The sequence below is a fragment of the Haliovirga abyssi genome (assembly GCF_030295325.1).
Lineage (GTDB): Bacteria > Fusobacteriota > Fusobacteriia > Fusobacteriales > Haliovirgaceae > Haliovirga > Haliovirga abyssi.
Map to the genome: position 1 here is coordinate 1,031,553 of NZ_AP027059.1, position 12,733 is coordinate 1,044,285.

Here is a 12,733-nt window from a genome sequence, read left to right on the forward strand (position 1 = left end):
TCTTTTTATAATTAAGACTCAGAAAAAATCAAAGAAAGGAATTTAAATAAAAAATGTATTTAAAATCTATAGAAATATCTGGCTTTAAGTCATTTGCAGACAAAACTAAATTAAATTTATCAAAAGGGATAACTTCAATAGTTGGTCCAAATGGAAGTGGTAAAAGTAATGTTTTGGATGCTGTATTGTGGGCATTAGGAGAACAAAGCTATAAAAGTATAAGAGCTAAAGAGGGGAGTGATGTAATTTTTTCTGGTGGGAAAAATTCAAAGAAAAAAGGAATGGCAATGGTTTCTTTAATAATTGATAACAATAACTCTCTTTTAGATATAGAATATAATGAAATAAAAATAACTAGAAAAATATTTTCATCTGGAGAAAATGAATATTATATTAATGATGGTAAAGTTAGATTAAAAGATATTCACGAATTATTTATGGATACTGGTATAGGGAAAAAAGCCTATTCTGTTATTGGACAAGGAAAAGTAGAAGAGATAATAATGTCTTCACAAAAAGAGTTAAGAGAAATAATAGAAGAAGTGGCAGGAATAAAAAAAATAAAAAAGAGGAAAGAGGAAGCTGAAAAGAAATTAGAAAAATTAAATGATAACATTGAAAAAATAGAAATTATAGAAAATGGAATAGTTGAAAGATTAGGACCTTTAAAAAAACAGTATGAAAAAGCAATAAAATATAGAGAACTTAATGAAAGTTTGAATGAATATAGATATGTTATTTATAAAAAGCAAAAAGAAACTTTAGGAATAAGTTTAGAAAAAATAGGTGTTGAAAAAGATAGAAAATTAGATGAATTAGAAAAAATTAAAGAAAATTTCAAAGCGACAGAAGAAAATTTAGAAAAACAAGTTCAATTAAAAGAAGCATTACAAAATAAAATTTTTGAAAAAGAAAATTCATTAAAAGAGATTGAAACTGTTTTAAATATAAATGAAAATAATAAAATTTTATATTTTGAAAGAGAAAATAATAATAAAAAAAGTTTAGAAAAGATTAATTTGGATATAATAGAATTAAATACACTACAAGATACAAGAAAAAAAGAGATTATAAAATTAAAAAAAGATGTTAATGAAATAGAAAATGAGATAAAAAAACAATTTGAAATTTTAGAAAAAGATAAAGAAGAGGTTGATGGAATCCAAATAAAAACATTAAACTTGGAAAAATCATTAGAAAAAAGCAAAAAAGATATTTTCAATTTAGAAATAGAAAAAGCCAAGTTACAAAATAAATTAGAAAGCAAAGATAATAAAGTAAAAAAAATTGAGATACATATTAAAAATTTAGAGATAGAAAACAGAGAGGTTATAGATGAAAAACATAAAGCAATAGAGGAAAGTAATAAAATTGTAAAGAATATAGATGAAAATCGTTCTAAATTAAGAGAGATACAAATTAATATAGATGATAAGTTTGAACAGATTAAAGAATTAAAAAAAACAGTTGAAAATAAAAATGTTATAGTGGAAGAATTAAATAGAAAATTAAATAATAGAATATTAAAATCACAAGCTCTTAATAGAATGAATGAAAATTTTGAAGGATTATTTAAGGGTGTAAAAGAGATTATAAAATCAAATATAAGTGGAGTAATTTCACCATTTATGGATATAATAGAAATTCCAGAATATTTAGAAACAGCAATAGTAACAGTAGCTGGAAATAGTTTACAAGATATAGTAGTAGAGAATAGTAGTGTGGCTAAAAAATGTATAGAATTTTTAAAAAGAGAAAAAAAAGGAAGAGCATCTTTTTTGGCATTTGATATGGTTAGTAAAAGTAAGGGTGGAAAAATAGAAAAAAAAGATGGAATTCTTGGAAGATTATCAGAATTAGTAAAATATGATAATCAATATAAAGATGTTGTAGAGTTAGTTTTAGGGAATATATTAGTAGTAAAAGATGTAAATATTGGGATAAATATTCAAAAAAAGAGATCTTTTTATGGAACAATAGTAACGTTAGAAGGAGAAGTTATACATTCTAAAGGAAAAATAAGCGGTGGAGAAAAAGTTAAAAATGGCATAACTATGATATTTGAAAGAAAAAAAGAGATTAATAATATAAATGAAGAAATAACTAATATTGAAGAAATATTAGTAAAAGAAAAACAATATGAAATTAAAATTAAAAAAGATATAAATATACTTATAGATAAAATAGAAGAATTAAATATCAATAAAAGTAATATAGAGGATATTCTAAAAAAATTAGGTTCAGAAAAAGAGAAGAGAGCATATTTATTAAATAGTATAGAAAATAAATTAGAAGTTATAGAATATGAACTTAAAAATGAAAAAAACTATTTAAATGAAATTATTGAAAACAGTTCTAAACAAAACAATGAGGTTAAAATTATTGAAGAAGATATTTTAAAATTAAAAAATAATATTTTAGAGCTTGAATTTAAACTAAAAGAAAATAGAAAAAAATCTGAAAAAAATTCAGGAGAATATTATGAAAAAAAATCTAAAATTGATATTTTGAAGCAAAAAAAAGAGTTTGTTGAAAAAAATCTATTTGATAAAGAGGAACAATTAAAAAATGTTTTAGAAAATCTTAATAAAAATAACAGTCAAAGAGATATTTATATTTCTGAAATAGAAGATTTAGAGAAAAAGCTTTTAAAAATTGATGAAATATTATCTGAGAAATCAGGATTTTTGAAAAATATGCAAACTGGAATAGAACAATTAAAAGAAGAATTTTTAAATTTTCAAAATTTAGAAAAAATGAAAATAATTGAAATAAAAGAGATTGAAAAAGAGTTAATAAAAAATGAAAATAGTTATCATATAATAATAAAAGAATATGAAGTGCTGAATGATGAATTTGAACAAATAATTAAAAAGTTTTCGGAAGTTGATTATGAAGGGGAACTAGATGAAGCACTTTTAAAATTACCAGTAGATATTTTAAAATCAGAAATTAATAAATTAGAAAGAAGTATAAATAAAATTGGAGAAATTAATTTATATTCTATTGAAGAATATAAAGAATTGTCAAAAAAGTATGAAGTTTTAAAATATCAAAAAGAAGATTTGATTAATAGCAAAAAGGAACTTGAAAAATTAATAGCATCTATTTTAGAAGAGTTATTAAATAATTTTGTGTTAGCATACAAAGAATTAAAAAACAACTTTAGTTATACTTGTCAAGAGATGTTAGGAATGGCAAAAGGAGAGATATTATTAACTAATAGCGAAGATTTATTAAATACAGGTGTAGAATTAAAAGTTAAATTTAATAATAAAAAAGAGCAATCACTTAGTTTATTATCTGGAGGAGAAAAATCAATGATTGCTGTGGCGTTTATAATGGCAATCTTTATGTATAAGCCAAGTCCATTTACATTTTTTGATGAGATAGAAGCTGCTCTTGATGAAACAAATACTAAAAAGCTGATATTAATGTTGAAAAAATTTACTGAGAAATCACAATTTATTTTAATTACGCATAATAAAGAGACAATGAAAGAATCAGATACATTATATGGAGTTACTATGGATAAAAGTGAGGGAGTATCGAAATTATTGTCAGTTGATATGTAGAATAAGCTTTTAGAGGAGGTTTAACATATGATTAGAGATGTAAAATTAGAAGATAGTAAAGCAATATGTGATATTTATAATTATTATATTGAAAATACAATAATTACTTTTGAATTAGAAAAAATAGATAGTAAAGAGATGGAGAATAGAATAAAAGAAATTTCTAATAAATATTGCTGGATAGTATTTGAAGAGGAAAATGAAATTTTAGGATATGCTTATATAGGTTTATGGAAAAGTAGAGAAGCGTATAATAGAGTATCTGAAGTTACAGTTTATTTAAAAAAGGGATATGACAGAAAAGGGATTGGGACAAAATTATTAAAAGAATTAATGAATAGAGCTAAAAAAATGGAGAATATGCATAGTTTAATAAGTGTAATAGCAATTCCTAATGAAGGAAGCATAAAATTACACGAAAAGTTAGGATTTACTAAAGCTGCATATTATAAAGAAGTGGGATATAAATTTGACAACTATATTGATGTGGAATGTTTGCAGTATATATTATAAAATTGTGAAAAAGCTGAATTAATTTTCAGCTTTTTTTAATTTTCAATTTCACATTATACATTTCAAATTATATTCACTATCTATAAATTCTTTTACATTATAAAATTTGAATTATTAAAAAAAATTAATTTAATTTTTTTGCTATTTTGATGTATAATATGTTTAAGCTTAATTTAGCAAAGTAAAATACAAAAAATTAATTTGAGGAGGGAATAAATTGGAAGAATTAATAAAAGAAAAAGCTAAAACAGTAGAAAAATTAAAGTTAGAAATAGGAAAAGTGATTGTAGGTCAAGATTATATGGTAGACAGAATTTTAGTAGGTATATTTACTGGAGGACACGTTTTATTAGAAGGAGTCCCTGGACTTGCAAAATCATTAACAGTGAGTACAATATCAAAAGTTTTGGGAACAGAATTTAATAGAATACAATTTACACCAGACCTTTTGCCAGCAGATGTAATAGGTACAAGAATGTATAATCAACCAACAGGAGAATTTATAACAAAAAAAGGACCGATATTCAGCAATATTATATTAGCAGATGAAATAAATAGAGCACCTGCGAAAGTTCAATCAGCACTTTTAGAAGCAATGCAAGAAAAACAAGTAACAATAGGTGAAGAAAGTTATCAATTGGACAGACCATTTTTGGTGTTAGCTACTCAAAATCCATTAGAACAAGAGGGAACGTATCCTTTGCCAGAAGCTCAACAAGATAGATTTATGTTAAAATTAAATGTAGATTATCCAAAAAAAGATGAAGAAAAGATAATAATTGATAGATTAACAGGAGAAGATAGAATTGAAGATACAAAATTGGAAGCTTTAGTTTCTAAAAAAGATATATTTGAAATTAGAGAATTAGTAAGAAAAGTTTATGTAAGTGATGAACTAAAAAATTATGTGTTGGATATAGTCTTTAAATCAAGAGAAAAATCAGATTATATAGAGTGTGGAGCATCTCCAAGAGCTTCTATTAATTTAATATTAGCTTCAAAAGCAATTGCATTTTTAAACGGAAGAAACTATGTAATTCCCGATGATGTAAAAGAGATTGCATATGACGTTTTGAGGCACAGATTAATTTTGACATATGAGGCAGAAGCTGAAGATTTGAAAGTAGAGGATATTATTGAAAATATATTAGGAAGTGTTAATATACCGTAGAGGGGATAGTTAATAATATAAAAAATAAAAAATAAAATATAAGAAGATTTTTAACCACTGGATGGGCACAGATAAAATATAAAAAAAGGCAAAAATATAAAGAAAAGAAAAAAATTAAGTAGGTGAAATTATGGTTGATAAAGAGATTTTAAAAAAGCTTAGGAAGATAGAGATAAAGTCTAATAGGATAGCGGAAGAGATATTTACTGGAGAGTATCATTCGGTATTTAGAGGAAACGGAATGGAATTTGAAGAGATAAGAGAGTATTCTCTTGGGGATGATATAAGGAATATTGATTGGAATGTAACAGCTCGCCAAAATAAAGCTTATGTTAAAAAATTTAAAGAAGAGAGAGAATTGAATTTTTTCTTGTTGATTGATATGTCTTGTTCTACAACTTATGGAGATAAGAAAAATATGATTGCAGAAATTGGAGCTACATTGGCATTTTCAGCATTGAAAAATAATGATAAAATTGGTGGTATGTTATTTACAGATGAAGTAGAGAAAATAGTTCCTGCTAAAAAGGGGAAAAAACACGTTTTATCAATTATAGAATCTATATTAGAATATAGTCCTAAAAATAGAAAAACAGATATTAAAAAAGCATTGGAATATTTTTTTAGATTTGAAAAAAAGAAAAGTGTTGTTTTTATAATATCGGATTTTTTAGATGAGGGATATGAAGATGAATTGAAAAAATTAAAGATGAAACACGATATTATTTTAATTAGAATAATTGATAGAAGTGAATCATTAATACCAAAAGGTGCTATATTTAGCTTTAGAGACCTTGAAACTGGCGAAGAAGTTATAATTGACAACAGTAAAAGAAGTTTAGAATTGTCTAGTCAATTGAAAATATTTTCTAAAAATATGATAAATGTATATACAGATATGGATTTTGTAAAACCTTTAATGTTATTTTTTAAAAAAAGGATGAGGAGATAATATGAAAAAGATTATTAGCTTAATAATTTTATTAGTTGTTTTTTCACAGAGCGTATTTTCAAGTGAAAAACCTATTTATATTGGAGATTTAATTAGATTGAAAATTTCAGGAGACACTTCTGAAAAAGAGATAAAAAATAGTTTTAAAGATTTTGAAATAGAAAAAATTGAAAATATAGATGGAAATTATATAATAGAATTTAGAAGTTTTAATACTGGTATAAATAAAATTAAGATAGGGAACAAAATAATAAAAATAGATGTTAAAACCAGTTTGAATAAATTTAAAAATAAAGATGTTATAGAAAATTCATTGGATAACCAAAATATAAAAAAACCTATACCTGTTACGATTTTATTGTATATATCTGTTTTATTCTTAATAATTTTAATTATAGCATATATAGTGTATAGAATAATAAAACGTAAAAAAGATAAGAAAATGTCACCAAAAGAATATTTTGAATTAATTTTGAAAAATAAAAGCAGTAAAAATTCTTTGGAAGTTTGGAGTTTTGCACTAAAAAAATATTTAGAAAAGAAGTTTAATGTAAATATTTTTGATAAAACACAAAAAGAAACTGAATTAGAATTAGGAAAGTATGACTTTTTTCAAAATATAAGAGAAGATATATTAAAATGGTTAGAAGTAGCATATAATTATAAATATCAAAATATATCATCAGATGAAACTGAAAAAGAAATTATGCTTAATGAATTAAAAGATATTATAGATAAATTAGAAAAAATAAATATTATTCAAAATGGAGGAAAAAATGTTTAGATTTGCAAGTTACTATTTTTTACTTTTTATTCCAATAGTGATATATTTGTTTTTTATGAAAAGAAAAAATAGCTCAATCGAATTTTCAAGTATAGCAACTATAAAAAAATATAGTGCGCATAAAACTATAAAACATAAAATTGGAGAATGGCTAATTTTACTAGGAATAATTCTTTTGCTAGTAGCATTGTCAAGACCGCAATTAGTTGAACAAAATAAAAATATTTATAAAAAAGGGATAGATATTGCATTGGCATTAGATGTATCAGGGAGTATGGAAAGTGTAGATTTTAAGCCAAGTAGAATAGAAGTAGCAAAAGATGTATTAAAAAAGTTTGTAGATAAAAGGGAAAATGATAGAATTTCTTTTGTTATATTTTCAGGGACAGCATATACGAAGATACCGCTAACTATAGACTATAATGTATTGGATGAAGCTATAGCTAAGACAACTACAAAAGATGTGAATACAGATGGAACAGCAATTGGAATGGGAATAGCTGTAGCTGTAAATAGATTAAAAAATAGTAAAGCAAAATCAAAAGTTATAATATTATTAACAGATGGAGATAATAATGCAGGATTAATTTCACCAGAAGCAGCAATGAAATTAGCAAAAGATACTGGAATAAAAATATATACAATTGGAGTAGGTACTAATAAAACTATAATGCCTGTAAAAGATGGTTATGGAAATATAGTTACTTATAGGCAATTTACCGGTGGATTAGATGAAGGATTATTAAAAAAAATTGCTAATGCAACAGAAGGAAAATATTTTAGAGCAAAAGATAAAAATTCTCTTGAAAATATTTTTAAAACAATAAATTCGTTGGAAAAAACTAAGATTAAATCAAAAAAAACATTTCAATATAAAGAGCTGTATTACTTATGGTTGTTGTTTGGATTGTTATTTATGATTTTAGGAATAATTTTAGAAAAATTAATATATATAAAAATACCATAGAGATGGAGGAGTCCAAAAATGAATTTTGGGAATATAAATGGATTTTATTATCTTTTATTATTAGTTATATTGATAGCAATATTTTATTTAGGCTATCAAAAAAAAGTGAATATTATAAATTTAATAAGATTTCCATTTAACAAAAAGAAAGAAAAATTATCAATTTTCATAATGATATTAGGAGTTTTTTTAATTGTTTTTTCATTAACTGACCCCGAATTTTTTAAAGGATATGAAAAATATCAAAAAAAGGGATTAGATATCTATTTTTTAATAGATGTGTCTAAGAGTATGCTGTCAGAAGATATCAAGCCAAGTAGAATAAGAAGGTCAAAAGAGATTATATCAAGTGTAATAGATGAATTAAAAGGGGATAGAGTTGGATTTATTCCGTTTTCCTCAACTGCGTATATACAAATGCCATTAACAGATGATTATGATATGGCTAAAATGTTTTTGGATGTAATAGATACTAATATGATTTCAGGTGGAGGAACTAATATAAAAAAAGCATTAGAATTAGCAGAAGCCTCATTTAAAAAATCTGCTAAAGGGGATAAAGTTATAATATTAATAAGTGATGGGGAAGTACATAATGAAAGTGGAATTAATGAGTCTGAAAAAATAGACAAAAGTATAAAAATATATACAATTGGAGTTGGAAGTTTAAAAGGAAGTTTGATACCTATAGTTGATAAAATAGGCAATAGAATAGATTATAAAAAAGATAAAAAAGGAAATTATGTATTGTCAAAATTGGATGTAAAAACATTAGAAGAAATTGCAAAAAATGGAAATGGGAAATTTTATATGTCAACTATTGCAGGAGATGAGATTCAAAAGCTAACTAGTAAAATAAATTTATTAAAAAGAGAAGAATTGGGAATAGAAAAATTAAAAATATATAAAAAATTATATCAATACTTTTTAGGAATAGGAATTTTAATTTTTTTAATGGGATATTTATATGGAAAGAGAGGAGATTGAAATGAAAGGAATTAAAATAGTAAATATTAAAATAATAAACTTGTTTTTAATGTTGATAATTGGAATTTCTTCATTTGGAGCGACTACTAGAATTACTACTGGTTCTTCTATTAAATATATTACAAAAAATGAAAAATTATACTCTATAATAAATAATGGTAATGATTTTTATAAATCTAAAGACTATAAAAAAGCAATATCTCAATATAAAGAAGGATTAAAATTAGATGAGAATAATAAAGTATTAAATAAAAATATAGCTAATAGTTATTATAGTGAAAAAAAATATGATGTTGCAACTGAATTCTATGAAAAAACTAAAGATTTTAAACAAGCAGGGAATTCTTATAAAAGAATTGGAGATGGTTCTAAAAAATTAGACGATAAAATAAAACAATATAAATCAGCATTAGAAGAATATAAAAAAGGAATAAAATTGAATTCGAATAATATGGAATTGAAATTTAACTATGAATATGTAAAAAAGCTTTTAGATAAATTAAATAAGCAGAAACAACAAAATAAAAACAGGAATAAAAATAAAAAAGACAAGAATAATAAAGATAATAAGAAAAATAAGAATAAAAACTCTGATAAAGATAATAAAAAACAAAATAAAAACAATAAAGATAATAAGAATAAAACTGGAAAAGATAATCAAAAGAAATCTGATAAAAAAGATGGAAAAGATAATAAACAAAATAAAAATTCTAAAAAGAAAGATAAAAATCAACAAAACGAATCAAAAGCTAATAAAGAGCAATCAAAAAAAGATAAAGACAAATCAAAAGACAGCAAAAATATGAAAAAAGTTAATCTGCAAGAAGCATTAAAAATTTTACAGTCATTAGAAAAGAAAGAAAAAACAGATTTAAAGAACAATCAGCAATTAAAAATGCAACAAAATAATACGCAAGAAAAATATGATTGGTAGAGGTGAGAAAAATGAAGAGTATAAAACATATAATTTTTATAATTTTATTAATGATAAATTCAATAGTAATGTTAGCTGCAACTCCTAGTATTACTTTAGATATAGACACAATACAAATTCCTATAGGAGAGACAGCTAATTTATCAGTTGCATTAAACAATATGAAGGGAGCGAAAGCATTATCAATAAATGGATTAAATAATTTTAAGGTAGTGTCTAAATCAAGCTCTACTCAAACTACAATAATTAATTTTAAAAAGACAGAATCAGTTAATTATAATTACACAATACTGGCTACACAAAAAGGTGAGTACCCTTTGAAAGCAACTGTAAAATATAAAGGAAAGATATATGAAAGCAATATATTAAATATAAGTGTTACAAAGGCTTCGCAACAGACGGGATTTGCAAAAAATATATTTTTAAAAACTGTAATCTCAAAAGATAAAATATATTTTGGAGAGAAATTGATTTTAGCATATGATTTGTATACTCGTTATAATGTTAATAGTTATGGATTTACTGATAAAATGAATTTAGATAAATTTATGGTAAAAACAACAGATCAAGATAAATTAAAAGGAAGTTATGTATATATAAATGGTAAAAAATATGTAAAAAAAAGAGTTTATGAATCAATATTAACTCCTTTGAATAGTGGTGAAATTAAAATTCCATCATTTGCTTTTCAAGCTAATATAGCTACAAATGATGATTTCGGATTTTTTAATACAACAAAGCCTAAAATTTTAATGACTAAAGAAAAAATAGTAAATGTTTTAAAATTGCCATTAGATGGGCAACCTAAAAATTTCACTGGTATAATTGGAAACCTAAATATAGAAAGTAATATTTTATCTAAAAATATAAATTATGGGGATTCAACTACACTAACAATAAAACTTTTTGGTGATTGTAATTTAGATAATGTGGATAAAATAATAAAATCAAATATAAAAGGATTTAAAATTTATGAATCTTTAAAAAAATCAAGTGAAGATTTTGAAAATGGTAAATATTTAGCAAAAAAACAATTTGATATAATAATTATACCAGAAAAAACAGGAGAATTGGTATTTCCTGGAATAGAAATACCATATTTTAATCCAACTAGTGGGAAATATGAAATAGCAAAAGTTAAAAGTTTTAAAATAAAAGTGACTGGCACAATGAAACAAAATAATATAGCAAATTCATACAATAATAATCAAGAAGAGTTAAATATATCAACATTACCAGTTAATAATGTAATTACTAAAGAAGGTAATAATAATTATTTCGTAATAAAAATAAATAAAATTTTAGCATATATAATAATAGTGGTTATTTTTGTTTTGTTAATATTGTTAATAGTTATAATTATATTAAATAGAACAAAAGATAATATAAATAGTAAAATGAGAAAATGTAAAACTGTAGATGAGGTATATGACCTTTTTGCTGATGTTTTAAAAGATAAATATGCAATTAATATAAAAGCATTTAGTATGAAATCGTTAAAAGAAAAAATAAATGATGAGGATATAATAAAAATAATATCAAAATTTAATAATAAAGAGTATGAAGAAGTGAACGAAATAAAAAAAGATATAAAAATAATTTTAAAGAAAATTTAGATTTTAATAGTGTAGAAAAAGAGTTTTCCTGTTATGGGCGAGAAGACCTCGCCCATACAGTAGATTTATTATAATATTCCTCTATTTTTTACGATCAAAAGTATTATATTTTTTAATCTTTAAAATTGGCTCAGTAGTATATCCAGCAGGTTTTACTCTCCAGGCTTCTATAAGTCTAGCCCAATAGTTGACCTTGGCCGCTAGGGTTGAGATCAATGTCATCAAGCTAAGGGGAATTAATGCAAATCAAAAGACCAACTCCTTCCTTCTTAGCGTTTTCTCTTGGCTAAGAGAAAACTAAAGTGCAGAATATTGAGAAAAAAGCATTAAAAAAGCCAAATATCCACGCTATAGGTTTCTCTTAGATAAGAGAAACCGACAACAAGGGAGGAGTAGAGTTTTTATAAAATCCTTAGCTTGATGACATTGGGGTTGAGATAGCTACAATTTCCTCTGGTGAGAATAATCGGCGAACATCCCCTAAAAGTTTACCATCAAAACTTACTGGAGTTTTAGACAAAGCACGAGAGTATCTTAATGCTGTTAATTCTCTTTTGGAAAAGCTACTAATTTTGCTTAATTTCTTTTTACACTGCAATCCTTGAATTTCTTCAGGAGTTATTTTATAATCTTTATATTGCCACGAATTTACATCAATGGCAAAAGGGCAAGAAACATAATATGACACCTGCATACGTATAAGATAAATCAAACGAGGCTTTAAAATTTTAGCAGCTCCTTTTTCAATATACATTTCAAGAACTCCAGAAGCTACTCCTAAATCAGTTGACCAAGTAAGAATTCTTCCTGGTAAAAGCTCTTTTCCAAATTTTTTTTCAGCTTTATTAAGTAGTGTTTTAGAAAAATAAGAGATCTTTTCTGGTGGATTGATTAAACTTTTCATGGATTTATCCACTTCGTATGTCCATGATTTTTTTCCTCTGGGTAAAGGGTCAATAACATCTGCAGGTTGAAAGTGCTTTTTAGTAGTTGTGCAACTGTTTAATAAAAACAGTTCTAGAATAATAAAAATTGATGAAATAATTTTTTTCATGATTAACCTCCTTTTTTTATGGTATCATGTGGATTTTATATAAGGCTTTTCAAATTTAGATAGTGTGAAATTTTGCTATTCCTTATATTATACCATCGGAATTAAGCATCTGTCAATTATACCCTAGGGAAGTTTCAGTTATTATTTACAAAAAAGAGTAATTGTGATATAATATTTCAT

The 12,733-nt window shown here is 24.2% G+C and carries 10 protein-coding genes; 9 read left to right on the top strand and 1 reads right to left on the bottom strand.

What is annotated here, in order from left to right; all coding sequences use genetic code 11:
- The first annotated feature begins 53 nt into the window (after positions 1-53).
- The 9 genes from smc to RDY08_RS04640 all read left to right on the top strand — a co-directional run bounded on the left by smc (position 54) and on the right by RDY08_RS04640 (position 11,499).
- The gene (smc, locus tag RDY08_RS04600; RefSeq protein WP_307905257.1) at positions 54-3,575 is read left to right on the top strand and encodes a chromosome segregation protein SMC; all 3,522 of its coding nucleotides are present in this window, start codon (positions 54-56) and stop codon (positions 3,573-3,575) included.
- Between the two features lie 27 nt (positions 3,576-3,602).
- Entirely contained in the window at positions 3,603-4,088 is a 486-nt protein-coding gene (locus RDY08_RS04605; protein ID WP_307905258.1) for a GNAT family N-acetyltransferase, read from the top strand.
- Between the two features lie 217 nt (positions 4,089-4,305).
- Positions 4,306-5,259, top strand: a complete 954-nt coding sequence (locus RDY08_RS04610) for an AAA family ATPase (RefSeq protein ID WP_307905259.1) — start codon at positions 4,306-4,308, stop codon at positions 5,257-5,259.
- Positions 5,260-5,389: 130 nt separating this feature from the next.
- Positions 5,390-6,211 (top strand): DUF58 domain-containing protein, encoded by an 822-nt coding sequence (locus RDY08_RS04615; RefSeq protein WP_307905260.1) that lies wholly within the window; start codon positions 5,390-5,392, stop codon positions 6,209-6,211.
- Position 6,212: 1 nt separating this feature from the next.
- Positions 6,213-6,995 (top strand): hypothetical protein, encoded by a 783-nt coding sequence (locus RDY08_RS04620; RefSeq protein ID WP_307905261.1) that lies wholly within the window; start codon positions 6,213-6,215, stop codon positions 6,993-6,995.
- A complete protein-coding gene (locus RDY08_RS04625) occupies positions 6,988-7,962 on the top strand; it encodes a VWA domain-containing protein (protein WP_307905262.1) in 975 nt (324 codons plus the stop codon). The genes RDY08_RS04620 and RDY08_RS04625 overlap by 8 nt, the downstream gene beginning before the upstream one ends.
- 18 nt (positions 7,963-7,980) lie before the next feature.
- Positions 7,981-8,949 carry a VWA domain-containing protein gene (locus RDY08_RS04630; RefSeq protein WP_307905263.1) on the top strand — a complete coding sequence of 323 codons (969 nt, stop codon included), beginning with the start codon at positions 7,981-7,983 and terminating at the stop codon, positions 8,947-8,949.
- A 1-nt stretch (position 8,950) separates the two neighbouring features.
- Complete coding sequence (locus RDY08_RS04635; RefSeq protein WP_307905264.1) at positions 8,951-9,883, top strand: tetratricopeptide repeat protein; 933 nt, start codon at positions 8,951-8,953, stop codon at positions 9,881-9,883.
- An 11-nt stretch (positions 9,884-9,894) separates the two neighbouring features.
- The gene (locus RDY08_RS04640) at positions 9,895-11,499 is read left to right on the top strand and encodes a BatD family protein (RefSeq protein ID WP_307905265.1); all 1,605 of its coding nucleotides are present in this window, start codon (positions 9,895-9,897) and stop codon (positions 11,497-11,499) included.
- 412 nt (positions 11,500-11,911) lie between these two features.
- Here RDY08_RS04640 and RDY08_RS04645 read toward each other — a convergent pair whose 3' ends face one another.
- Positions 11,912-12,553: a carboxymuconolactone decarboxylase family protein gene (locus RDY08_RS04645; RefSeq protein WP_307905266.1), complete on the bottom strand. Its 642-nt coding sequence runs from the start codon at positions 12,551-12,553 to the stop codon at positions 11,912-11,914.
- Positions 12,554-12,733: the final 180 nt, after the last annotated feature.

Bases quoted from the DNA above. Each gene is read 5' to 3' on its own strand.
- smc (WP_307905257.1), top strand. From the start codon at position 54: ATGTATTTAAAATCTATAGAAATATCTGGCTTTAAGTCATTTGCAGAC.
- RDY08_RS04645 (WP_307905266.1), bottom strand. From the start codon at position 12,553: ATGAAAAAAATTATTTCATCAATTTTTATTATTCTAGAACTGTTTTTA.
- RDY08_RS04620 (WP_307905261.1), top strand. From the start codon at position 6,213: ATGAAAAAGATTATTAGCTTAATAATTTTATTAGTTGTTTTTTCACAG.
- RDY08_RS04605 (WP_307905258.1), top strand. From the start codon at position 3,603: ATGATTAGAGATGTAAAATTAGAAGATAGTAAAGCAATATGTGATATT.
- RDY08_RS04635 (WP_307905264.1), top strand. From the start codon at position 8,951: ATGAAAGGAATTAAAATAGTAAATATTAAAATAATAAACTTGTTTTTA.
- RDY08_RS04630 (WP_307905263.1), top strand. From the start codon at position 7,981: ATGAATTTTGGGAATATAAATGGATTTTATTATCTTTTATTATTAGTT.
- RDY08_RS04615 (WP_307905260.1), top strand. From the start codon at position 5,390: ATGGTTGATAAAGAGATTTTAAAAAAGCTTAGGAAGATAGAGATAAAG.
- RDY08_RS04640 (WP_307905265.1), top strand. From the start codon at position 9,895: ATGAAGAGTATAAAACATATAATTTTTATAATTTTATTAATGATAAAT.
- RDY08_RS04625 (WP_307905262.1), top strand. From the start codon at position 6,988: ATGTTTAGATTTGCAAGTTACTATTTTTTACTTTTTATTCCAATAGTG.